Origin of the sequence: Priestia sp. BR_2, from assembly GCF_041954005.1 — a bacterium.
Taxonomy (GTDB): domain Bacteria; phylum Bacillota; class Bacilli; order Paenibacillales; family Paenibacillaceae; genus Paenibacillus_AQ; species Paenibacillus_AQ lautus_A.
The window spans coordinates 63,070-87,257 of sequence record NZ_JAVFHM010000110.1 but is presented as its reverse complement, the minus strand read 5'-3'; the positions used below and the strand labels follow the sequence as shown (position 1 = coordinate 87,257).

At 53.6% G+C, this 24,188-nt stretch carries 23 protein-coding genes; 17 read left to right on the top strand and 6 right to left on the bottom strand.

Going from position 1 to position 24,188, the window contains the following annotated elements; translation table 11 throughout:
* Positions 1-37 precede the first annotated feature (37 nt).
* The gene (locus tag RB298_RS03455; protein WP_192570540.1) at positions 38-2,227 is read left to right on the top strand and encodes an alpha-galactosidase; all 2,190 of its coding nucleotides are present in this window, start codon (positions 38-40) and stop codon (positions 2,225-2,227) included.
* Between the two features lie 154 nt (positions 2,228-2,381).
* On the opposite strand, the gene ymzB is transcribed toward RB298_RS03455, so the two are convergent.
* Positions 2,382-2,723, bottom strand: a complete 342-nt coding sequence (ymzB, locus tag RB298_RS03450; protein WP_192570541.1) for a protein YmzB — start codon at positions 2,721-2,723, stop codon at positions 2,382-2,384.
* Positions 2,724-2,916: 193 nt separating this feature from the next.
* On the opposite strand from ymzB, the gene RB298_RS03445 reads away from it, so the two are divergent.
* Positions 2,917-3,819 carry a hypothetical protein gene (locus RB298_RS03445; protein WP_486045770.1) on the top strand — a complete coding sequence of 301 codons (903 nt, stop codon included), beginning with the start codon at positions 2,917-2,919 and terminating at the stop codon, positions 3,817-3,819.
* Positions 3,816-4,370, top strand: a complete 555-nt coding sequence (locus tag RB298_RS03440) for a hypothetical protein (protein WP_486045768.1) — start codon at positions 3,816-3,818, stop codon at positions 4,368-4,370. The genes RB298_RS03445 and RB298_RS03440 overlap by 4 nt, the downstream gene beginning before the upstream one ends.
* Positions 4,371-4,413: 43 nt before the next feature.
* On the opposite strand, the gene RB298_RS03435 is transcribed toward RB298_RS03440, so the two are convergent.
* Positions 4,414-4,599, bottom strand: coding sequence for a hypothetical protein (locus RB298_RS03435; RefSeq protein ID WP_015737517.1), 186 nt, complete (start codon positions 4,597-4,599; stop codon positions 4,414-4,416).
* A gap of 122 nt (positions 4,600-4,721) precedes the next feature.
* Here RB298_RS03435 and RB298_RS03430 point away from each other — a divergent pair, with 122 nt between their 5' ends.
* The 7 genes from RB298_RS03430 to RB298_RS03400 all read left to right on the top strand — a co-directional run bounded on the left by RB298_RS03430 (position 4,722) and on the right by RB298_RS03400 (position 12,303).
* Entirely contained in the window at positions 4,722-5,516 is a 795-nt protein-coding gene (locus RB298_RS03430) for a sulfite exporter TauE/SafE family protein (protein WP_081746330.1), read from the top strand.
* A 50-nt stretch (positions 5,517-5,566) separates the two neighbouring features.
* Positions 5,567-6,472: an aldo/keto reductase gene (locus RB298_RS03425; RefSeq protein ID WP_486045766.1), complete on the top strand. Its 906-nt coding sequence runs from the start codon at positions 5,567-5,569 to the stop codon at positions 6,470-6,472.
* 317 nt (positions 6,473-6,789) lie between these two features.
* Positions 6,790-7,659, top strand: a complete 870-nt coding sequence (locus tag RB298_RS03420) for an ABC transporter ATP-binding protein (RefSeq protein ID WP_036663835.1) — start codon at positions 6,790-6,792, stop codon at positions 7,657-7,659.
* Positions 7,652-9,886, top strand: a complete 2,235-nt coding sequence (locus RB298_RS03415) for an ABC transporter permease (protein ID WP_486045764.1) — start codon at positions 7,652-7,654, stop codon at positions 9,884-9,886. Before RB298_RS03420 ends, RB298_RS03415 begins: the two co-directional genes overlap by 8 nt.
* Before the next feature lie 54 nt (positions 9,887-9,940).
* Entirely contained in the window at positions 9,941-10,630 is a 690-nt protein-coding gene (locus RB298_RS03410) for an RNA polymerase sigma factor (protein ID WP_009594062.1), read from the top strand.
* On the top strand, positions 10,611-11,453 hold the full coding sequence (locus RB298_RS03405) for a hypothetical protein (protein ID WP_015737511.1): 843 nt from the start codon (positions 10,611-10,613) through the stop codon (positions 11,451-11,453). The genes RB298_RS03410 and RB298_RS03405 overlap by 20 nt, the downstream gene beginning before the upstream one ends.
* Entirely contained in the window at positions 11,446-12,303 is an 858-nt protein-coding gene (locus RB298_RS03400; protein WP_036663839.1) for an ATP-binding cassette domain-containing protein, read from the top strand. The genes RB298_RS03405 and RB298_RS03400 overlap by 8 nt, the downstream gene beginning before the upstream one ends.
* Before the next feature lie 75 nt (positions 12,304-12,378).
* Here RB298_RS03400 and RB298_RS03395 read toward each other — a convergent pair whose 3' ends face one another.
* Positions 12,379-12,636: a DUF3949 domain-containing protein gene (locus tag RB298_RS03395; RefSeq protein WP_277747071.1), complete on the bottom strand. Its 258-nt coding sequence runs from the start codon at positions 12,634-12,636 to the stop codon at positions 12,379-12,381.
* Positions 12,637-12,876: 240 nt separating this feature from the next.
* Between RB298_RS03395 and RB298_RS03390 the strand changes: the two genes are divergently transcribed.
* Both RB298_RS03390 and RB298_RS03385 read left to right on the top strand, forming a co-directional pair.
* Positions 12,877-13,704 (top strand): SDR family NAD(P)-dependent oxidoreductase, encoded by an 828-nt coding sequence (locus tag RB298_RS03390; protein WP_486045760.1) that lies wholly within the window; start codon positions 12,877-12,879, stop codon positions 13,702-13,704.
* A gap of 150 nt (positions 13,705-13,854) precedes the next feature.
* Positions 13,855-15,147 carry a homocysteine synthase gene (locus RB298_RS03385; protein ID WP_009594125.1) on the top strand — a complete coding sequence of 431 codons (1,293 nt, stop codon included), beginning with the start codon at positions 13,855-13,857 and terminating at the stop codon, positions 15,145-15,147.
* 86 nt (positions 15,148-15,233) lie between these two features.
* Here RB298_RS03385 and RB298_RS03380 read toward each other — a convergent pair whose 3' ends face one another.
* A complete protein-coding gene (locus RB298_RS03380; RefSeq protein ID WP_486045758.1) occupies positions 15,234-15,848 on the bottom strand; it encodes a nucleotidyltransferase domain-containing protein in 615 nt (204 codons plus the stop codon).
* A gap of 187 nt (positions 15,849-16,035) precedes the next feature.
* On the opposite strand from RB298_RS03380, the gene RB298_RS03375 reads away from it, so the two are divergent.
* The 5 genes from RB298_RS03375 to RB298_RS03355 all read left to right on the top strand — a co-directional run bounded on the left by RB298_RS03375 (position 16,036) and on the right by RB298_RS03355 (position 22,372).
* Positions 16,036-17,145 carry a PEP-utilizing enzyme, TIM barrel domain protein gene (locus RB298_RS03375; RefSeq protein ID WP_486045756.1) on the top strand — a complete coding sequence of 370 codons (1,110 nt, stop codon included), beginning with the start codon at positions 16,036-16,038 and terminating at the stop codon, positions 17,143-17,145.
* A gap of 340 nt (positions 17,146-17,485) precedes the next feature.
* Entirely contained in the window at positions 17,486-19,510 is a 2,025-nt protein-coding gene (locus tag RB298_RS03370; RefSeq protein WP_486045754.1) for a heavy metal translocating P-type ATPase, read from the top strand.
* Between the two features lie 136 nt (positions 19,511-19,646).
* Positions 19,647-20,711 (top strand): leucine-rich repeat domain-containing protein, encoded by a 1,065-nt coding sequence (locus tag RB298_RS03365; protein ID WP_452520737.1) that lies wholly within the window; start codon positions 19,647-19,649, stop codon positions 20,709-20,711.
* Between the two features lie 416 nt (positions 20,712-21,127).
* Positions 21,128-22,069: a thioredoxin-disulfide reductase gene (gene trxB, locus RB298_RS03360; protein ID WP_486045751.1), complete on the top strand. Its 942-nt coding sequence runs from the start codon at positions 21,128-21,130 to the stop codon at positions 22,067-22,069.
* Between the two features lie 66 nt (positions 22,070-22,135).
* Entirely contained in the window at positions 22,136-22,372 is a 237-nt protein-coding gene (locus RB298_RS03355; RefSeq protein WP_006212730.1) for a glutaredoxin family protein, read from the top strand.
* Positions 22,373-22,496: 124 nt separating this feature from the next.
* Here the strand turns inward: RB298_RS03355 and RB298_RS03350 are convergent, their stop codons facing one another.
* Positions 22,497-22,700 (bottom strand): hypothetical protein, encoded by a 204-nt coding sequence (locus RB298_RS03350; protein ID WP_009594106.1) that lies wholly within the window; start codon positions 22,698-22,700, stop codon positions 22,497-22,499.
* 151 nt (positions 22,701-22,851) lie between these two features.
* Entirely contained in the window at positions 22,852-24,024 is a 1,173-nt protein-coding gene (locus RB298_RS03345; RefSeq protein WP_486045749.1) for an ROK family protein, read from the bottom strand.
* Between the last annotated feature and the right edge of the window lie 164 nt (positions 24,025-24,188).

The following is a 24,188-nucleotide window of genomic DNA, read 5'->3' as shown; positions in this document are numbered from 1 at the left end:
GAGATCTTACTCGGACCTTGGTTAGGGGGCAAAAGCAGTGAGTATACATTTCCATGAAGATCTGGGGATATTCCATCTCCAGAGCGATCGGTCAAGTTATGTGATTGAGTTGGTGCGCGGCGTTTATCCTGCGCATGCATATTGGGGACGCCGGATTCGCGATAACCGCGTCCTAGGATTGCTGGAACGGAGGGGAAGAGCATCCTTTTCGCCGACGCCGTTTCGCGAGGATGCTTCCTTCTCCCTGGACAGTTTGCCTCAGGAATACCCGGGCTATGGCAGCGGCGATTTTCGGCAGCCTGCATATCAGGTACAGCTGGCTAACGGGACCACGGTCACCGAGGCGGAATATGTCCGTCACCGGATCTACAGCGGCAAGCCGAAGCTTGAGGGCTTGCCTGCCGTATACACGGAACAGGATGACGAGGCGGATACGCTGGAGCTGGAACTGTTTGATCGGGTAAGCGGTTTGACGATTTATTTGTCTTATACGGTCATGAAGGCGTTTGACGCTATTTCCCGCTCCGTATCCTTCCGCAACGACAGCAAGGAGAACATGACGCTGCTGCGTGCCATGAGCGCCAGCGTGGATATGGATCACAGCCGTTATGACCTGCTGCATCTCCATGGGGCATGGGCGAGAGAGCGCCATGTGCAGCGCAGAAGACTATCCCCGGGCATGCAGGGCATCGAGAGCCGCAGGGGGTCAAGCAGCCATAACCACAATCCGTTCCTAGCGCTGCTGTCCGAGGGGGCAGGCGAAGAGTTCGGCGAGGTGTACGGCTTCAGTCTGGTATACAGCGGCAGCTTCTCCGCACAGGTCGAGGTGGACCAATACGATACGACCCGGGTCACGATGGGATTGAATCCGTTCGACTTCACGTGGCTGCTGGAGCCGGGACAGTCGTTCCAGACGCCGGAAGCGGTGATGGTCTTCTCGGCGGAGGGCCTCGGCGGCATGTCCAGACGCTATCATAAAATGTACCGCACAAGGCTGTGCCGGGGGCAATTCCGGGATGCCACGCGCCCGGTGCTGGTGAACAATTGGGAAGCAACCTACTTCAACTTCAATGCCGATAAAATCGAGCAGATTGCAAGCGCGGGACGGGATCTCGGCATCGAGCTGTTCGTGCTGGACGACGGATGGTTCGGCAAGCGCAACGACGATACGACTTCCCTCGGGGATTGGGTCGTTGACAAGAACAAGCTGCCCGACGGCCTCGAGGATCTCGTGAAGAGGGTACGCGGTCTGGATATGCAGTTCGGCTTGTGGTTTGAGCCGGAAATGATATCGCCGGACAGCGATCTGTACCGTCAGCATCCCGACTGGTGCCTGCACGTGGAAGGGCGCCGGCGGACGGAAGGGAGACAGCAGCTGATCCTGGATTTCTCGCGCCAGGAAGTAGGCGATGCGGTGGCCGATATGGTTCGCGGCATCCTGAGAAGCGCGCCGATCACCTACGTGAAATGGGACATGAACCGGAACATGACGGAGATCGGATCGGCTGCGCTGCCGCCTGAGCGCCAGCGGGAAACGGCCCATCGCTATATGCTGGGTCTGTACAGGGTGATGGAACAGCTGACGACGGAGTTCCCGCATATTTTGTTCGAGAGCTGCTCCGGGGGCGGCGGACGCTACGATCCGGGAATGCTGTATTACATGCCGCAGACGTGGACAAGCGATAACTCCGATGCCGTCAGCCGATTGAAGATCCAATACGGAACGAGCCTGGTTTATCCGCTCAGCTCCATGGGAGCGCATGTGTCCGCCGTTCCGAACCATCAGGTGCACCGGAATACTTCGCTGCGGACGAGAGGACACGCGGCAATGTCGGGCAATTTCGGTTATGAGCTGGACCTGACGGCCTTCAGCGAACAGGAGAAGGAGGAGGTACGCGAGCAGGTAAAGCTGTACAAAGAGATTCGGCATCTCGTGCAGTTCGGGGATTTCTACCGCCTTCGGAACCCGTTCGAAGGGAATGAAGCGGCCTGGACGATCGTCTCCGAGGATCGCTCGGAAGCGGTGCTGTATTATTTCCGCATCTTAAGCGAGGCGAATGAACCGATTCGGTGGCTGCGTACGATGGGGCTGGATCCGGAAGGGGATTACAAGTGCCTGGAGGACGGGAACATCTACGGCGGAGACCGGCTGATGAACGCCGGCTTGGCCGTTCCGCCGATGCACGGCGATTTCCAAAGCTTTATCTGGAGATTCGAACGGGTATAAGCTGTTTACTAAAAGCCTGCGGAACCCATCCGCGTCCCGAGCGCGACATAATATCAAGGTTGATCCGGCATCAAGTCGAGCTGCGGGAGAAGCCAAAAGAACCGCCAGAGAAGCACTCTCTGGCGGTTCTTGCTGTTTCTATAACCGGCTGCTTTCAGATCGCCGTGATGGAATAAATGCCGCGTTCCGTTGTGAGCACCACTTGACGGTCTTGAACCTCCGCAGCCGTCAACCCGTCCAGCCCGATGACGAAGGCATTGCTTGGCAGCGGGGCTTCGTGTCCTGCCGTGATGACCACGCCGGGACCGTGCAGCAGAAGAGCGTGGCGATCTCCATACCCGTCGATGGACTGCGCTTGCTGCTGCTGATGTTCAAATCGTTCCAGCCGTAATTCAACCTGGTCTTGATCCTTCTCTTCTTGCTTGGATATGTGCAGCGTGCGGTTGCTATTGGATTGAAGCCAGTTCGTAACCTCTTCGATCGATGGATTCATCATGGACACCTTCCTTGATTTTAGGGTGGCTTCAACTAGTCTGTCCACGAAGGGGGTTCGTTATTTCAATTCGGACCGGGTTTCTCCCGCAGGAAGTCGAAGGAAAAATTAACGCAGTTCAAACCCTCTTCTTCGATATTACGTGTTAAGATAGTTAAAGAATATGGAACAAACGCATGCTACATATGGAGGGTCCATGGGCAAGAAATGGTATTACGTGCTCGCCATCCTGCTCGCAGCCTGCAGCTGGATCGGGAATGTCTGGTATTACGAAGCCAACCAACTGGGAAGAACCGTATTTCTCGAGCATCATGTGGAGACAAAGGAAGGGGGAGGCCGCGTATTCGACTTGTATTATGTGGAGGACAAACAAGCGGATAAGAGGCTGAGCTCCATCCGGATCGAAGGTTACCCTGGACAGATCGTCACGCCCTATCCCCGATATGCGGAGTATCAGAGGCAGTACTTAGGAAAAATGATGGTGAACTTAAATGCCCCCGAGCAAAAAGGGACGGGAGAGAAGCTGGAGGAGCCGATTCTTATTCGGGAAGTTACCGCGCATTATTCCGACGGAAGCTCGGAGCAAGTGAATGTCGGGGAAATATACGTTTGGCCCGGCGTATATCGTCAGGAAGAGCACGATCCGATATCGTGGACATCCGGCGGATCTTCCTCCGATCATTCGGGATACGACTCCGCTGTCGTGAAGCGTCCGGTACAGTTAACGGCGTTCTCCTCGAAACTGCTGGATATCGCTCTAGAGGGGCATCTCCGAATCTATGCCGACATTTCAAGTCAAATACCAGGTACCAGCTACCGGTCGCAGCCTTCGGAAGCGCACATCGAGTTAAGAGGCGAGCCCATCGATGAGATTCAGCTTCCACTTAACATTCATAAAGGGGATTCCATTAGAATCAGCCACCTATTTGATATGCCGTCGCTTGAGAAGAGCTTGCAGGTTTACCAGCTCCTATTGAAAACGACCTTTATCGAGGAAAGCGGTCGCCAGTGGCATGGAGAAACGGTAATTCCCTATCACCCGAGACCGACAGATCAAGAATTGTCGGAATTTGTCCGGGATAGCAGGAGGACACCATGAGTAGGGCTTACGGGCGTATGGGCTGGGGCCTGTTGATTGTACTTGTCGACTTTAAGCTGGACTCGGTGGATATGTTGCCCGATATGCTCGGGTACCTGCTGATCGCTTCGGGACTATGGCGGCTCCAGAAGTTGAACGGATATTTTAAGGCAGGGCATCTGTCGGCTTGGCTGCTGATGGCCTGGTCGGTGTTACAATTGTTTTGGTTTACCGAAGCGGGGATAGTCGGCTTACCCGTGCAATCCGCGAAGGATGTATGGATCCAGCTGCCTGCCCTCTGCTTGCATACCGTATTGATTTACGGAATTTGCAGAGGCATCCAGGCGCATTTCGCGGGTAACGCGTCCGGTCTGGATCACAAGGCAAGCTTCCGGCGGGGCTTATTTATGGCGGGACAGCTCCTGTGGCTGATTGTGTACCCATTCGTTTTAAATCTGGATTCAGGCGATATGTTCCTTGTGTTCTTACTGTGCTCGCTCATCGTAATGGCTGCCGAGATCGCGGTTCTGCTCCTGGTCAGGCTTGCCGTACGGGAATCGACCGAGATTTAGGAATAAAGCGCTATACCCAGGTTTGTTAACGATTATGAAATAATCATGTTGAACCATTGTCTTTGCTGGGATGATACACGATCGTAACGCCCAGCTGGTTATATATTTCTTCGGTGTAGTGGTGATCCGGGCAGTGCTTGATCGTTGCCATGTCTTCTTGCCTGGAGATCAGCTTCTGCTCGCAGTCGGGACAGCGGTCCTGGAAAAGAAATTTCAGCTTATTCAACATGATCACCACACACCTCCTTAATTTCCGATACAAATACTTGGGTTTATTATAAATCAACAGCGAGGCACATTCAATAGCAATGTGCCCCGGCAACGATATCAAATGAACGGAGATCGATCACCTTGATAGTGCAACTTGTAGTCATGGTCTTTATAGGTATCATCGGTTCTTTTTTCTCAGGGCTGCTGGGAATAGGCGGGGCGATCATTAATTTCCCCCTGCTTTTATATGTACCTTCCTGGTTTGGACTGGAGGCCTTCACCTCCAAGGAGGTCGCATCCATCAGTATGCTGCAGGTATTTTTTGCTTCCTTGTCAGGCATGCTAACCAATCGGATGAGTTCGCGCGGCGGTGAGTCGTACGTTCACAAGCGATTGGTCATCCAGATGGGGGCCAGTACCCTGATTGGCAGTCTGATCGGGAGCTTGTCCTCGATGCTCATGACGAGCGGAACGATTAACGTGATTTATGGATTTCTGGCGGTAATCGCGGTGTTATTGATGATTGTGCCGACCCGGGCATCCATGGAGAACAGATCGGTGAGCGAGGTGACTTACCATGCATGGATTGCAATGGGAGCTGCCTTTATTGTCGGCGGCATTGCTGGAATCGTCGGGGCCGGCGGCGCCTTTATCCTGATCCCCATTATGCTGACGGTTCTTAAGATCCCGACGCGGATCACCATCGCATCCTCGCTCGCGATCGTCTTTCTGTCTGCGGTCGGGGGCGTTATCGGCAAAATCGCCTCGGGCGACATTCCGATTTGGCCGTCCCTGTTTGCCGTTGCCGGAAGCCTGATGGGTGCCCCCATCGGCGCGATTATCAGCCGCAAGATGAACGTCCGCCTGCTGAGGTACGCCTTGGCTCTTCTCATTGCAGTGACGGCGGTCAAGATCTGGATCGATATTTTAGGGTAAGTAAAGAGGTAGAACCTTATTCATCATGATGGAAGAGGAGGAGATGAACGATGAAAACCAACCGGCTGGGCTCTTCGGAATTGTATGTAAGCGAAATCGGGCTGGGCTGCATGTCGCTGGGTACGGACGAAGGACAAGCGGTGAAGCTTATTCATGAAGCGTTGGATCGGGGCGTGAATTTTCTGGATACGGCGGACCTATATGATGAAGGCCGCAACGAGGAACTGGTAGGCAAAGCGGTTCAGGGCCGGCGCGAGGACGTCATCATCGCCACCAAAGTGGGCAACCGCCGCGTGCCGGGACAGGAGGGCTGGGTATGGGATCCTTCGAAGGACTACATCAAATCAGCCGTTAAGGACAGTCTGCGCAGGCTGGGTACGGATTATATCGATCTGTACCAGCTTCACGGGGGGACGCTGGATGATCCGATCGAAGAGACGATTGAAGCTTTTGAAGAATTGAAGCGGGAAGGGTGGATTCGATATTACGGCATATCGTCCATCCGGCCGAACGTCATCCGCGAATATGTCGCTAAATCCCATATCGTCAGCGTCATGAGCCAGTACAGCATCCTGGACCGGAGACCGGAGGAAACGGTCCTTGATCTGCTTGAGGAGAACGGAATATCCGCGATTGCCCGGGGTCCCGTTGCCCGCGGCATCTTGTCGGACCGAGGACAAGCCAAAGCCGAGAAGGGATACCTGGATTACAGCAAACAAGAGCTACTCGACGTGCTCAAGAGGCTTGAAGCGTTTGGAAAAGGCCGGGATTTGTCCCAGCTGGCGATTCGTTATGCTTTGGCCCATGCCGCTGTGGCCTGCACCATTCCCGGGGCGAGCTCGCTTGAACAGCTGCTGCATAACCTGGCTGCGGGGGATATGGAAGCTTTATCGCCTCAGGACATCCAATCGATCCAGGCGATCAGCCGCGCCAACCAATATGAGGCGCATCGGTAACACCGGGAGCGATAAGCGTGTGAATGGTCTATCCCGTTAATCTTTTGGGGCATGAAATATTTATGGCCTGAAGATTTACGGATGAACCGCATTCCCGCATGTTATAATAACTGGATAAGAGCCTGACGTCAGGCGAAATAGTTCATGCCCGCAATCCGCTTTTAGGATCACGGGCTTTTTTGTACCTTATTTGTACTTTATCAATAAATTGGCGTCAAACCTTGGGGAATGTCAAACTTTTTGAAGCGATGGTTCGTTCCAAGGAACGTAAACCGCGCGGCTTATGCCATAATCGTACATGGTGAAAGGATTCTAGAATGATTACCATTGAGCATCTATCAAAAACCTATCGCAAGGGCGCTTGGGCGCTCTTGGATGTTTCATTACAATTGGATAAAGGCATGACGGGTCTGCTAGGACCCAATGGCGCCGGCAAAACTACCTTAATGCGCATCCTGGCAACCTTATTGACGCCGACCTCCGGGCAGGTGAGGGTGAACGGAATATCCCTTGGACGGCCGGAGGAGATTCGGCAGATGATCGGTTATTTGCCGCAGCATTTTCACATTTACCCGCAGCTGACCGGCAGAGATTATCTGGATTATGTGGCGGCCATGAAGGGGATCACGGACCGGAGCGCCAGGCTGAAGGAGATCTCCAGGCTGCTTGAGATGGTCAATCTTCAGGAGAAGGCGGACAAAAAAGTGCGTACGTACTCGGGGGGCATGAAGCAAAGATTGGGCATAGCCCAAGCGCTGCTCGGTTCCCCGGATATTTTGATCGTAGACGAGCCGACGTCGGGGCTGGATCCCCAGGAGCGTGTCCGGTTCCGGAATGTGTTAACCCGTTTCAGCATCGACCGGACGGTCCTGTTGTCCACCCATATCGTAGCGGATATCGAGAGCAACTGCCGTCGCATCGCCGTAATGAACAAGGGGAGATTGGCCATGAACGGCAGCTTGCCCGAACTGCAGGCCTGCGGGAAGGGACAAGTGTGGGAAGCGGTGATGGGCCATGAAGAATTTGCCTTGATGGATCCCATGTCCGTCGTGTCCACTCGAACGGTACCGGAAGGCGTGCTTTGCCGGTTTATCAGTGCAGCAGCCCCCGTGACCGGCGCGTTTCCGGCGGATCCGACCCTGGAGGACGGCTATCTGGCTCTGCTGCGGAGGGATCGCCATGCATAAGTGGTGGAGGCACAGTCTGTTAGAGCTGCGGCTTTTGTTCGGCAATCCCTTGTTTGCCTCGCTTCCGGTCCTCTACGCGATCCTGTTCATCGTCATCATGCTGCAGGCGGCAAGCGGAAACGGACCGAATCATAACCTGTATTCGGCTGCGTATTCCTTTCACATGCTGGGTCATACGATGACGCTGGGTCCGACGATGTTAATCGGCATCTTGTCCATCCGGCGGGATGTCCGCCGTCGGTCGTTTGAATGGAACCACAGCCTGCCTGTGTCCTTCTTCACCCTGCTGTCGTCGAAATATGCGGTCAGCTTGCTGTACTTTTCCCTGTTTACCCTCTCGACGTCGGTTGTATTCTATATCCTGTCGGTCAGCCAGGGGATAGCCGGTGATATCGCGATGGTGCATACGATGCAATTCGCGGTGCAGTATGAGGTTTCCTATATGGTGACGCTCGCGCTAGCGATGCTCCTCGGGGCAAGCATTCCGAACCGGATCGTGTATTTGATCGGTTTCTGTGCATGGATGTTTGGAACGTTTTTTATGGAAATTTATTTTATCAGCGAATTAAGATGGATGCCGGCCCAAGTGTTTCACCTTAACCAATTCTTCCTTCAATCCAATCGGTTTGAATATGAGAATTGGGGGTACGGCCTGCTATCCAAGGATATCCAGCTGTCCCGTTGGTTCGTGCTGGCTTTCACCTTCCTGCTGCTGACGGTGTGTTTGTTCTTGTTAAACTCGAAGCGCCCCACGATGCTGAAAAAGGCAGGGTGGCTGGGCGTGCTGGGGGCTGTCGTGTTGACGGCAGCCGCCGCCGTGCCCTACGGCACGCTTTGGGCGGAACGGTATGCCAAAATTGATGCGAAGCTGGAGGACCCGACGATTTCTTATGTCGATGATCCTGAAAATATAGCCTTCTATCATGTGTCTTCCTATGACATCAAGCTGAAACGGCTGCCAAACGACGAGCTACGCGTAACGGCGAAGTTAACGATACCGGCCTCCGAAATATCGGGCATGAGGCAGCTGCCGTTAACCTTGAACCGGATGTTCAAGCTTGAACGTGTCCAACTCCAGGGCATCGACGCTCCTTATCGCAGACAGGGAGAGCGGATATCGATCAGGATGGTTGGCGATGCCAAGGGAGGGGACCTTCAAGCCGAGCTGGAATATAGGGGCAAGGTGATGGATTTTATGGCCGGGTACTCCAATGAAGAATTTGCGGCCTATAGCGTGGGGCCTGAAGTTAAACTGGAGGGGCATATGGCCTGGTATCCGCTTCCCGGTCATCAGGAGGTATATTTAAAGAGTGACAACGGAGATCTTACGTCGAAATACGTTTATCTGGGCTGGGAATTCGGCAAGCTGCGCTACTCTGCCGGAGAGATGAAGCTGGTGGTGGAGGGTTATCCGCAACCCTTGTATACGGGAATGAAAGAGCTGGAGCGGAAGCCGGGCTACCAGCGGTTTGAGGACAGGGAGATCGAGCAGAATATCTCTCTGTACGGGGGACAATTTTGGAAGGAAATCCACCGGAATGATCTCCCGATTACCATCGTGACAACGCCTTATCTGGAGAAGGCATCCGTATCGCTGCTGAGGGATATGAAAAAGAAATATGACTATTTTTCCGAGTGGATACCCGAGTTCAACAGCAGCGTCGAGAAGATCTTGTATTTGGGCCAAGGCTTTGATTACCCTCAGGTGAATCATCGCCTGATTCTGTCCTCGAACCACTACACCTATAACTTCGCGAACTTGCCCGGCGAATGGATGAACTCGATTCTGTTCGGCAACCAGGGTGCGTTCCATTATAATTTTGAGCATCCGGAACGAGACGTGCGCGGAAAGATCAGCAGTCTTTTCTGGTATGTATACTACGTAGAGGAGAAAGGGCTTAGCGATAAACAATTAAGATCGGCTTACGGAAATCTCCGGTCGGTACAGCAGCTGTTGTTCAAAAACGGAAGCGGGGAGGATCCCCAGAACCAAATAGGCATAAGTATGGCCAGACAGGTTAGAAAGGCGCTGGAGGAAGGTAGAGGGAATCAGGTCAAAGAGCTGCTGGTGCAGTTTTATGGGCGGGGGCTGATGCTTCCCGACACCGAACGCAACCCGGCCTTACGACCGGAGAACCCGATCACGTACAAAGAGTGGCAGCAGAAGTGGGATGCCATGATGAATGTAAATAATGACGACTATGCACCTGCACGCGGTCGGTTATAATTGAGAAATAGTTATAACGGAAGATGAGAATGCATGTAGAAAGGGGGGGAAGGCATGATTTCCGATCAGCAGCTGTCCGAACGCATGGCTGCCGGCGACCAGGAAGCGTTTGAAATGCTGGTGACGAGGTACCATGGTCCGCTGCTCAGTTATACGACCCAGAGGCTGGCCGACAGGCAAAAGGCCCAGGATATCGTTCAGGAAACCTTTATCCGGCTCATCCGGCATCTGAAGCAGCACGGGACGCTCGAGCATGTTCGCTCATGGCTGTACCGCGTCGCTCTGAATATGTGCAAGGATTATTGGAAAAGCGCATCCTACAGGTCCGAAGGTCTTGCGGGTGAGGAAATGCCGGATGCATACGACCCTGAACCAGGCGCGGAGGAGCTTGTGGAAAGACAGGAAACTTCCCTCGAAATTGCGGCGTCGCTCGAGACCTTGCCCGATATACAACAGGAAGTCATATCGCTTCGGTTCTTTCACGACCTGAAGCTGCAGGAAATCGCCGACCTGGTCGACCTCCCCTTGAGTACGGTCAAAACGCATTTATATAACGGCTTGAGAAAGCTGAAGAAAACATTGTCCATGGAGCATTCCGATTTGGTTCCCGTCCATTCGTCCCGAAGGACGCGGGAGAAGAGTCCTCAGGAACAGGTACGGAACCGCTCCAAGTCGGAAGAGTCTGATTCGCAGAGCAAAGTAAAAGAAAGTGAGGTGTATCTCCATGGATCATCCATTCGATAATGAATTGAGAAGACTTGAAGACGAGCTTCGCGGCCCGCTCAGACGCGCGGCTCTTCCGTCGCCGACGCCGGATGAGACGGCCCAGCTCATCGCGTCCCTTCAGGGGGAGTTCAATCAGCTCCGGATTGAGCCCGAGTCGCCCAAGCTGGATTTTAATCCGCAGGTCGACCCGCCCTCATTGAAACAGATCCTTCGGAGCCAGATTCGATTGAATCAAAGATCCATTCTGCTCACGGCAGGCGCGGTATTCTGCATGCTGGTCATGCTGATCGATCCGGAATATCCGCTTGATCAATTTGCCGGCTTGCCCGGCGGCATTTTTCCATTGATCACCCCTTTGCTGCTGATCGTATCGATGCTGTTCAGCAGCCGAACCTGGGATAAAGGGATGCGGGCCGTGGAGACGCTGACCCCTTACCCGCCGGCACTGGTCTTGTATACCCGCCTGCTTCTCGTGACAGGCATCGTCGTCGGAATGGCCTTGCTCAGTACCCTTGCGCTCGGGCTTCGATCCATCCAAGCAGAATCCTCCCGCTTTTTATTCGGGCCCTTTATTCTGGAGTGGATGGGCATTCTTCTGGTGACGGGAGGGGCCGCGATGTATATGCTGTTTCGCAAAGGCATGGTCTATTCGCTGATCTCGGCGGTGTTGGTGTACGGCATGTGGATCGTGATACAGGGCCAGATCGTGGACCACGGCGTTTCCATGAGCGGCAAGATGCTGACGGACATGTCCCTGCTTGTGATCGGCTTGATTCTGCTGATTTCTTCGTACGGACGCAGCTTGAAGCTGAACGGAGCCTGGAGATTGGCGAATGATTAGGCTGGAAGGACTGGAACGGCAGGCAGGCACGTACCGGCTTGAAATCGAGAAAGCGGAGATTCAATCCGGCCTGAACCTCATCGTGGGGGCGAACGGCGCCGGAAAAACAACCCTGATCGAGCTGCTGACCACGCTGCAGGCACCCGATGCAGGCGAGATCCTGTACAGCGGGCGCAGGGCAGGGGATCATTTGCCGCTGATCCGCAGTCAAATCGGGTATGTTCCGGCGGATATCGAGCTGTATGGAGATATGAAGGTCGGCAAGCTGCTGACCTATATGGCCGAATTGAAGGGCGTGTTTAACCCGGAGGCTATTGACAGGCTGATGGCGGACTTTCGGCTGGAGCCTTTCCGCAAGAGCAAGGTTAAGAATTTGTCGCAAGGGGTGCAGCGGCGCATTGCCGTCGTACAAGCGCTGTTGGCCTCACCGTCTTTTCTGTTCTTGGATGAGCCTTTGAACGGCATGGACGCGGAGGAGCGCAAATTTCTCATCACGTATCTGACCAAATACGCCCGGGGCCGTATGGTGATCGTTGCGGCCCACGAGCTGAACGAATGGGAAGAGGCGGCGGATACCGTGATCTGGATACACCGCGGCCGCCTCCGGTTTATCGGTTCGCCGACCCAATGGAAGCTGAATGTGGCCTCCAGCGTCTGGGAAGGCGAAATCGATTTGGAAGACTTCGAGCGGATACCGCAGGAGCTGCTGATTCATTTTCAAATGACGGAGCATCGGATGAGAGTCAGGCTGATGGGGAAAAAGCAGCCGGGTCCCGAGTTCATGGAGAAGGCGCCTACACTGGAGGACACCTTTTTCCTACATATGAACGCCTTAGCCAGACGCGGGTGAGTATAGCTTGGATCATGAAAAATCATCGCCTTCATTCGGGCGATGATTTTTGCGTTTTCATTCGTTTAAATTCGCCTACTTGGTCGTTTTTCCGCTCTTATGCCTCCAATTATAAATCCACGAGGCAACCATGGTGGAAGGCAAAAACAAGACTTGCGTATTGTAGTGGAGCTGTTCTTCCTGAAAGGACATATTGTTGTAATACGTTTCCTGATTGGTCCCCTGCCTTCGGGGATCTTCCTTTAACGCTGCAATATACCGGTACTGTACGGGAATCATGATCAGGAATACGGCTAGCAGAACGCCTGCAAAGATCCAGATCATAGAGCTCATAAGGTCACGCTCCTTTGGTTTATCGTATATGGAAAGCCATATTAATATACACTACGTATAAATATCGGAATGGATTCAAATATGTACCATTTGAACGCCCGCCATGCCGACTTTATCTATCGAAAGCCAATCATCCGTTTCAGAACAGGGTAAGGAAGGGTAGGCACGGTGCGCGTCATCGTTGAACGGCGGCAAGCGACTGTGGCATGAAAGGATGAATTCGGAAGGGAGCGAGAAATCATGGGAACCGTAAGTAAACAGGGAACGGAGAAGGTGGCGCTGGTAACGGGCGCTGGCGCGGGAATCGGACGAGGCATTGCCAAGGTGCTGGCTGAAAAAGGCTACCGGCTGGCGATGACCTACAATTCGAGCAAAGAAGGAATCGTGGATGTAGCGGAGGACATCGGCCATACCTATGGCAAGGAGCCGCTTATTATTCAGAGCGATTTAACCGTTCGCAGCGAAGCGGAGAATACGATACGAAAGACGCTGGAGGAATTCGGCCGGATCGATTTGCTGGTGAACAATGCCGGTATCGGTCTATACGACGAGTTGACGGAGCTTGAAGAGGATGCGCTGGACATGACGATGCATCTTGATTTCCGGGCGCCGATGCTGCTCAGCAAATATGCGGTTCGGGAGATGATCGCCCAAGGAATTCCGGGAAACGTCATTTTCATTACGTCCTCCCGGGGAGAGAGAGCCTATCCGAAGGACAGCATCTACGGCGGCATGAAGGCGGCGCTGATCCGCGCGGCGCAATCGCTGGCGCTGGAATGGGCGCCGCATGGCATCCGGGTGAACTGCGTCGCTCCGGGTGCGACGGTTCACAAGCCGGAGCAATCGGCGGAGGAAGAGCCGCTTGGCAGCAAAATCCCACTGGGGCGAATGGGGACGCCGTCGGACATCGCGGAAGCCATCGCTTGGCTGTGCTCGGATGCGGCTTCCTACATTACCGGCATTAACCTTCGTATTGACGGCGGCCTGATCTTGCCGGGCATGCCCGAGGATACGTCCCCGGAAGCTGGATATGGATGGGGTAAAGTTTATCAAGAGGAGAAGGAATGAAGGGGTTTTCAAACCTCATGCAAAATAAAATATTATATTCCGATGAAATTAGTTGGGTATCACTCTTTTCAAACGAAGGAAAGTATGAGAGAATGGGAGAAATTATGAAATGATCATACTTTCCATATGAAGAAAAGGGAGGAAATACCCATGTCAGAAGAACGCCAATTTTCCATTGAAACGCTAGCGGTTCACGCCGGTCAGGAGCTTGACCCGACCACATTATCCCGCGCAGTCCCTCTTTACCAGACCACTTCCTACGGGTTTAAAGACAGCGAGCACGCAGCCAATCTGTTTGCGCTTAAAGAATTCGGCAACATCTATACGCGTATCATGAACCCGACCACGGATGTATTCGAGAAACGGATTGCAGCGCTTGAAGGCGGGGCCGGAGCACTGGCGACATCTTCCGGGCAGGCAGCCATCACCTTCTCCATTCTGAACATCGCGGGTGCAGGTGATGAAATCGTTTCCTCCTCGAGTTTGTATGGCGGCACTTATAATTTATTTTCCAATACGCTGGCGAAGCTGGGCATCAAGGTCCATTTCGTGGATTCCACGGATCCGGAGAATTTCCGCCAAGCGATCAACGGCAAGACGAAGGCGCTGTTCGCCGAAACGATCGGCAACCCGCAGGGGAATGTGCTGGACGTGGAAGCCGTTGCGGCCATCGCGCATGAGAACGGCATTCCGCTGATCGTCGACAATACGTTCCCTAGCCCGTATCTGCTGCGCCCGATTGAATATGGAGCGGATATCGTCGTTCATTCCGCGACCAAATTCATCGGCGGCCACGGCACTTCCATCGGCGGGGTCATTGTCGATAGCGGTAAATTCGATTGGACGGCTAATGACAAGTTCCCGGGATTGACGCAGCCGGATCCAAGCTATCATGGCGTCGTGTATACAGAAGCCGTAGGCCCGATCGCTTACATTATCAAAGCGCGTGTGCAGCTGCTGCGGGATATCGGCGCGTCGCTGTCCCCGTTCAATTCCTGGCTGCTTCTCCAAGGGCTGGAAACCCTGCATCTCCGGGTGGAGCGCCATAGCGAGAATGCGCTGAAGGTTGCCAAGTATCTGGAGAATCACGAAGCCGTGGAATGGGTCAGCTATGCAGGGCTGCCGAGCCACCCTTCGTATGAGCTGGCGCAAAAGTACCTGCCGAAGGGCCAAGGCGCCATTCTGACCTTCGGCATTAAAGGCGGGGCAGCAGCAGGGCAGAAGGTGATCGAGAATGTGAAGCTGTTCTCCCACCTTGCCAATGTTGGCGATTCTAAGTCGCTTATCATTCATCCGGCCAGCACGACGCATCAGCAGCTGTCCGAAGACGAGCAGCTTACGGCAGGCGTCAATCCGGAACTGCTGCGACTGTCGATCGGGACCGAGTCCATCGACGATATTTTGTACGATCTGGAACAAGCGATTGCGGCCAGCCAGAAGTAAGACAATCCTGCTATATCGATAGGTAAGACAAAGGGCGCTTTCCCTCTTGGGGGAAGGCGCCCTATTTTTGTGATGCCACACGGCAGTTACCCCGTTGATTCGATGTAGTCGATCCAGGGATGACCTTCCGGAAATTCCGTGCGGAGCGATTGGGCCAGCCACTCTATAGCCTCATGGTCCAGGGTGGGGAGGACCGTCCTGAAATCCCGCTCGTCTTTGTCGCGGATGTTCCTGCTGCCTCCTTTACACAGGAGTTGTATTTCCGGCTTCAGGTAGGGGATTCCTTGGTCTGTCTTCAACAAGATATCGCGAAGCGGTCTTCGGATCGACGGTTGCCGGTGATAGACCCAGCAATCCTGTTCGGTTTCCGTCAACATGAGCTGGAATGCAAATGGAGCTTTGGCATCCTTACTGACCCATACGTCCCCGACGGAATGCAGATACTCGCCTTCTTCCCATAACGACAAGGTTCCTTGATCGGCTTTGTACAGCGTCCATTCTTTGGTTAAGGCGGCATAAACATCGGCCTGCTCTTCGCGATGGATCAGGATATCGGTATCGCTGTGTTCTCTGGTCTGCTCTCCCAAATGCAAATCTAACGCCCATCCTCCTGCGATATACCAATGAACGGGGATTTCCGTAAAAATCCCGGCAGCCTCCGATACGCTGACGGGTTCCCAATGGTCATAATCTGTTCGCATGTCTCTTCCTCCTCTTTGTTCTCTCGCTTCGGCCCGTTCCTCCATTATAAATGGTCGGGAAATGGTCGGGGGTGGATATTTTTTCGATTGGTGTTTATCCCGTGCGCTGTATATTTCCAAATGTTTCATAATAACCTGTAAAGAAGCGTTTATCCAATTCAAGGTGAAAGGGAGTAGAAGGATAACCATGACGGAAAGGCATTGGGGAGCAGGCAGTGAATTGGGAGAGCGTTTATGGGAAGATAAGAAGTTTATCGGAGCAGAGGACATCACGGCAAACGATTTTTCTCCCGAGACGGATCTGCTGAAGCATTTTGCTATGGCAGGAGGAGTCACCCATGAGGAGGTATTGCTGTTACTGGCATCGCCCGACGACATTGAAGAAGCCCTCAGGGTTTCGGGGATTCGTCATAACGGCACGGACAGACCTTCCTTGACCCGACTGCTGGGGTGGAGTGACAGGAACCGAAGACTGAAAGTCATGAGCCGATCCGCGGATCCTGAATCCATAACACGTGATCTCGAGCAGGGTGCTCAGGGAATCGGACTGATACGCGGTGAGGATGCTTTGCAGCATGGCCTGCTGCAGGAGGTATATTCGGCATGGCTGAATTCACGGAGCGCGGAGAAGAGCGCTTTGTTGAGACGGAGACTCATTATGTTATGGGTGACGTATTGGGTGTCGGTGTTTCAAGCGGCAGCCGGAGCCCGATGCGCGATCAGTTTGCTGCAAGATGCCCGGCTTTCCAATACGATGGATTTACGCGAGGCGCAGGATGCTCAGCTCGAGTCCTTGTTCCGGGCGATGGAGCAGTGCGGGGCGGAAGGGATAGACTGCCATTTAGAGCTGTTGGCTGTGCGTCCTGCACATGCGGATGAGTTTATATCGATCCATAATTTTATCGAAGAAGTGGCGGAGCAGACCTTGATGGATCAGAAGCGTTTTGTCCGAATCCGTTACGGGGCGCTGCTTGGCGAAGGAATGAGCCCGTCGGTTGCGGCGGAGATTGCCCGTTTGGCCGATGTGCTGGTATTCGATTGCGAAGGCATAGGGAATTACGAATCGTCGGATGAAGAAGGTCAGAAGGTCTCGGCGTTCTCGGAGATGATCAGTCGAATCAGACGAACGAAGCCGCAGTTGACGCTCCGGATCAATGGCGTGGGCACTGCGGATTTGCGGATGGTGTACCGGCAGGGCATACACGAGGTATGCTGTCATCCTTCGGAACTTGCGGCCATACGGATAACCGGCGCAAGATTGGAAATGCGGCGCAGATGCTCCACGATCGTCGATTGAGGGAATGAGAGCGCTTTATACGGTTTGGTTCATAAGAGAGGTCCTTGCGAAGAAATCGCTAGGACCTTTTTTACGTTTGGAAGCTCATCCGCCTCATATGTGTGGACAACAACTCCGATAGTGCTCTTCAGAAATTAAAATGACGTGAAAAATATGGTTTACAAATGAAAGCAAAGTGAGTATGATACATATAAAGTTGTACGAAGGAAAATAAATTGTATAAGTTCAAAAATGATTCTCATTCTCATTTAGCATGCTGCTCCGGCCTAGCCGGGGCAGCATGTGTCATTTTAAGGGTAGTAATAATGGATTTCATTCTCAACTAGGAAGGTGATTGGTTATGCAATGGATACAAAATCAAACGACAACTGGACGCATATCGACAATAGAAAATGGAGCTGATCCGCGTGAGCCGAGGCAGCCGGGGAAATGGGATATCCGCAGCCTGCTGAGCAATGCGGAGGTAGTGGCTGCGCTGGGCAGCGGTTTGCTGATGCTGGTGGCCTGGCTGACCAGCCAATGGTCTGAGCCGCTCTCCGTTGTGCTGTACGTGATATCCTACGCCGTCGGCGGATGGGTGAAAGCCAAAGAAGGCGTCGAGACCCTTCTGAAGGAACGCGATCTGGATGTGAACCTGCTGATGATCGCTGCTGCTATGGGGGCTGCGGCGATCGGATATTGGAACGAAGGCGCGATGCTGATCTTCATCTTTGCCCTCAGCGGAGCGCTTGAGAGTTATACGATGGAAAGAAGCCGCAAGGACATCTCGTCCTTGATGGAGCTGCAGCCGGAGACGGCCCTTCGCATCGAGAAGGGGGAAATGGTGTCGGTATCCATCAACAAGCTGGAGATCGGCGATCTCATCCTGGTGAAGCCGGGCGAGCTGATTCCGGCAGACGGCAAAATCTATCGCGGCAGCTCCTCCGTTAACCAGGCCTCCATTACCGGCGAATCCGTGCCGGTCGATAAGTCCGTAGGCGATGAAGTGTTCACAGGCACCTTAAACGGGGAAGGGGTCCTGTACATTGAGGTTACCCAATCGGCGGAATCTACGCTGTTCGCCAAGATCGTCCGGCTGGTGGAAGAAGCGGAGAACGAGGTGCCGGAATCGCAGCGGTTCATCAAGCGGTTCGAATCGATTTATGCCCGCGTCGTAGTCATTGCGACCGTGGCGCTGATCGTTCTGGCCACTCCCGTTCTGGGATGGGATTGGGATACTACCTTCTATAAAGCGATGGTGTTTCTCGTTGTGGCATCCCCTTGCGCGCTGGTGTCTTCCATTATGCCAGCGATGCTGTCGGCGATTTCCAATCGCGCCCGAAAGGGTGTCTTGTTCAAGGGCGGTGCCCACATCGAGAATATGGCGCGCACGGCCGTTGTCGCATTTGATAAGACCGGTACCTTGACGCTCGGCTCACCCGTGGTTACGGATTTTATCGCAGGTGAGGGATGGGATCGGCACGAACTGCTTGGCATCAGCGCTTCCATCGAACGGATGTCGAAGCACCCGCTGGCTCTGGCGATTGTCCAATCGGCCGAGAAAGAGGGAGCTCCGCTGCAGCAGGTAGAGAACGGTCAGTCCATCACTGGCTGGGGCATGCAGGCGGAAGTCGCAGGAGTCACCTGGAAAATAGGCAAAAGCGATATACTGGAGGAAGGGACCGGAGATCTGCGTTCGGGTGCGATTTCCGATCAAGATGAAAGCTTGGGCGCGGTTCAAGAGAATCGCCAGCACTGGCTGTCCATTCGGAACACGCTGGAATCCGAAGGCAAAACGGTATCCGTTATCCTGAAAGGGGAAAGCATCGTGGGCATGATCGCGCTGCAGGACGCGGTCCGTCCTCAGGCGGCCATGGCCGTGAAGCGGCTCCAGCAGCTGGGCATCAAGGTAGCGATGCTGACGGGGGACCGCAAGGCGACGGCAGAAGTCATCGCCAAGCAAAGCGGCGTCGACATGGTGTTCTCCGACCTGCTGCCGGAAGATAAGGTTACCCATATTAAGGACCTGCGTGCCCGTTACGGCCATGTGGTCATGGTAGGGGATGGCGTGAACGATGCACCGGCGCTGGCCACGGCAACCGTCGGCATCGGCATGGGCGTTTCGGGAAGCGGAACCGCGCTGGAGGTAGCGGATGCGGTGCTGATGAACGACAACATCGATGAGATCGCCGGTACCGTCAAAGTGGCACGCAAGGTTCAACGCATCGTGAAGCAAAATATGATCTTTGCCATAACCGTCATCTTGACACTGATTGCAGCCAATTTCATCGAAGGCGTAGCGCTGCCGCTCGGGGTCATCGGCCACGAAGGAAGCACGATTCTGGTCATCCTGAACGGGCTGCGCCTCCTGCGCAGCAGCCGTTAATGGACTGAGTATCATCTGCAATGACAAAGCGTCCCCTTCTTTTCCTTGCTGGAGAAGAAGGGGATTTTACTGTGGGCAGCGAAATAAACAGGCTGCTTGAAATCGTGGAAGATGAGAGGTAGAGGTGATCAGCAATATGGCATTCTTTTACGACTCTCCTAGGGGAGCTGCTTATTCCTGGCTGATTGATTATGCGATGGAGCGGTCGGCGGTATTCGTGTTAGCAAGACGTGGAGAGTTCCAGCTCATGGAGGAAGCCGAGCGTGTGTTTTCGCTGCTGGAGCCTTATCTGATCGAAGAACGCAAGATTAGCGAGCGCGATATCATGAAGCGATTGGATGAGGAGACCGTGCGTGGCAACGGGATTGAATACGGAGCGGGCACTTACTATATTTATAAATGCTGCGAGGAAGCCGCTGTTGTGTTGAAGCAGGCGGCGGATGATCTGTTTGCATGGCAGCATCCCCATCTTCCGGAGGATTTGAACTTTTGGGATCATGATGGACAAGACCTCTTACATCATGTAGCTCATGAACGAATGGGCGGGCTTCAGATCGGCCAAGAAGAAGCCGAGAACATATCGGCCATGGTTCCAGGCCTGTTTCTAAGCCGTCCGGAACATAAGAAGTTTGAAGTATTTTGGCAGGATGTATTGTTTCACAAACCGCGCAAGCTTGAAATTTTCGGTTTTGGCATCCGGGAGATTCCTGAAAGCATCGGAGAGCTGAAGGAGCTGAAGGAACTTATGATCCATGAAAGTTACGTCACCAGACTGCCTGCGGCCCTGTTCGGTCTTACGGAATTAGAGGATTTGACGGTATATACGGAGGATCTGGTGGAGATTCCGGCGGAGATCGGTGAGTTGACCCAGTTAAAACGCTTGAATATCGCGTGCGGGAGTTATCATGGACCTACAGATCATGTGATCCGGAGAGAGGAAGTATCGTTGACGAGGGTCCCTCCGGAGATCGGACGATTGAGGTTGCTGGAGCAGCTTAGTATGAATTACACGGGGATTTTGGAACTTCCCATGGAGATGGGGCAGCTGCAGAATCTGAGATTCCTTGACCTAAGCCGAAACCAACTCCAGAGCGAGCCGGAATTCATAGAGAAACTGACGGGACTTTCGTATGTTAATCTGTCGGATAACCGGTATAACCCAAGTCCTCAAAATCAGCATTGGGATGATTACATTGAATAATCGGAGAAATCTGAGCATCTGGAAAATCATGACCTAGCTAAGAATCCCTCTGAGCTCGCATGGCGAGTACAGGGGGATTTGTGCAGGTATCGCGTTTCGCTTCGGAACTTCATCAAACATTCATCTTCGCACCGTTAATCGTGTGGTTGAAGTCTTTTCGTAACCCAAAATTCTTCTAACCTGATCTCAGCGCACTCCTGACCTCGAAGTAAACGTTTTACAACGAGGTGTTCTTTCGAGCAGGAGATTCATTTTTTCAAAATAGTAAATTCCCCAGCGGTTTATGAAGAATGGATTAACAATATTTGCAGTTGGGGTGTGATGTGACATATTGACAGACGGCTCCGATATAACCATAATTAATATTAATTTATAATGATTATAATTAAGTGTTCCATATATAGGAGGGAAACGATATGTACAAATCCGTTATTATAGGCACAGGCCCTGCCGGGCTTACGGCTGCCATTTATCTGGCTCGCGCGAATTTGAGCCCGCTCGTCATTGAAGGTCCGCAACCTGGCGGACAGCTGACAACCACGACCGAAGTTGAAAATTTCCCGGGGTTTCCCGAAGGCATCATGGGTCCTGAGCTGATGGACAATATGCGCCAGCAGGCGGAACGTTTTGGCGCGGAATTTCGTACAGGCTGGGTGAACAGCGTGGAATTCGGAGAGCGTCCGTTCAAGCTGGACGTTGACGGAATGGGCGAGGTGGTTGCCGAGACGCTGATTATCTCTACGGGCGCAACGGCCAAATATCTCGGCATTCCGGGAGAGCAGAACAATGTGGGACGCGGCGTCAGCACATGCGCAACCTGCGACGGATTCTTCTTCCGCGGGAAAGAGATCGTTGTTGTAGGCGGCGGCGATTCCGCGCTGGAGGAAGCCAACTTCCTGACCCGCTTTGCATCCAAAGTAACGCTGGTTCACCGTCGGGAGGAGCTTCGTGCATCGAAAATCATGCAGGATCGCGCCCGTGCCAACGAGAAGATCGAATGGGCATTGAACCGCACGCCGCAGGAAGTCATTGCGGACGAGACAGGCGTAAAAGGCATCAAAGTGCTCAACAATGAGACCGGCGAAGAAGAGACGATCGCGGTCAGCGGCGTGTTCGTGGCGATCGGCCACCATCCGAACACCGGTTTCCTTGGCGGAAGCATTACGACCGACCCGAACGGTTATATCGTAACGACTCCGGGAACATCCGAAACGAATATCCAAGGCGTATTTGCTTGCGGCGACGTGCAGGATACCCGTTACAGACAAGCGATCACGGCAGCGGGAAGCGGCTGTATGGCGGCTATGGATGCGGAGAAATACATCGAGAGCTTGGAACACAGCGCTGTCGTGTTGTAAACTGATAGATAGAGATCGAACCGGCTGTAAGCAGCCCAAATCATGAGTAGAGGAGACTGACCGACCATGGAAAACGTGATTGTATACACTTCGAACAACTGCCCGCACTGCAAACAAGTAAAAGGCTTCTTGTCCGATCAAGGTATCGAGTTTGAAGAGCGCAACATCGAGCAGAACGACGAATTCGCACAGCAAGTATGGGATATGGGCGTTCGCGCTGTACCTCTCACCATCATCGGTGAGCACCGAATTCTTGGCATGAACAAGCTCCAGTTCAACAAAGCGTTGAATCCGGAAGCTTAATCTCATCAGCAGATGGCAAGCCAATCGCTTGCTTATGATAAAAAGCTCCTTCCCGAGGCTCGGGAAGGAGCTTTTTTTGTTGCCAAGCCATGCTCATGCTGCCATACGTTCGTACAGATCATGTTCACTTGCTGAAAAACAGGCTCATGATGATCTGGAATACGACGTATGCCGCTACGCCGGAGCCGAGGAGAATGAAGCCGGCTTTTTTCTTGCCTTGAAAAAAACGCATAATGGCGAGACTGAACAAAGGTGCGATAACTAGGAGAAACAGCAATACGGTCACAAACATTTGTGCCGATATTTCCGCAGTGCTTACATAGGTCATTTGAGCGTTTCCTCTCCCTTTTGTATAACGATCACACGTTTCTCACGAGGAGAAACTTGATTTAAATTACAGGACGAGATTAATTATAGCGGAAAATCGCTGGATTTTCCTTAATCTGCTGGGCGTTAATTACGACAAAATATCGTCAATTTTAATGAATCGGCATGGAGACCCGAACCGGGCCAAGAAATTGCGAAATGGCAGAGTAGGCCGCACCGATCATGGTAGAGCGGCTGCCCAGCTCCGCAAACCGGATCTCCATCCGCTCACGGTGATATGGAAGCGTGCGCTGGGCAACGACCTGCTGGAGCGTTTCTTCGATCCAAGCCCGGGCGTCGGACAGCGGACCGCCGATGATGACCGATTGCGGATTGAATCCGTTGACAAGATTGGTTATGCCAATGCCGAGATAGCGTCCGAGCTCCTCGAAATGTCGGATGGTTTCCTCATGGCCGAGCTCGGCATGATGGACAAGCTCGGATGTCCGCCTGGACGGAAGAACGGCATCTTTGCCGTCGTAGGATTTCTCCGAGGCGTACAGCTCCCAGCAGCCGCGGTTGCCGCAGCTGCATTCCCGACCCTCGGCTTCGATGGACATATGGCCGCTTTCGCCGGCATATCCGCGGGCTCCCTTATAGAGCTCGCCATTGATGATGATGCCGGAGCCGATACCGCTGCCGGCACTGATATAGAGGAGATGGCGGGCGTCCCGGCCGGCTCCGAAGCGCAGCTCGCCCTGGGCACCCGCATTCGCTTCATTGTCGATGGTGACGGGGAGTCCGAGCTCGAGCTCGAGCTGCTCCTGCAGCGGGACCATGTCCCACCCCAGGTTGGGGGCGAAGAGGACGGTGCCGTCGCCGTCGACCATTCCCGGGACGCCCACGCCGATCCCGATGATGCCGTACGGGGAGGGAGGGGCCTGACGCATCAGGCCGTGGATCATGCCCACCATCAGCCTCGTCACCGATTCAACGCCGTGCGCTTCAAGCGCCGTGTCCTCTTCGGCAAGGATCCGTCCTTCCAGATCGGTAAGCACGGCGGTTATCTGCTTCACGCGCAGCTCGACGCCGATGGCATACCCGGCTTGTCCGTTAAACAGCAGCAGCTGCGGCTTCCTGCCGCCGCTGGATTCGCCGGGCCCGATTTCCTGGACCAGGTGGTTGCTGCACAGCTCCTGCACAAGATTGGAGACGGTAGCCTTGTTCAGGCCCGTCAGCTTGGACACCTTCGCCCGGGAGACCGGCGCGTGTTGACGTATCGTATCGAGAATGATGGAAGTGTTTATTTTTTTGACCAGAGCCTGGTCACCGGTAATATTCGTCATGTGTATTCATCCTTTTAGTCTTGCTTTCCTAATCCAGTTAGGCTTGTGAGACTTGATATGCTCATAGTCTAGGGGCAAAGCCGGGAAAATGCAACAGCCCGTAACGCAGCTTAAGTCACGGAATCTTTAATGAGCCGGGTCCGGTCGGCGATGTCTTCATCCGA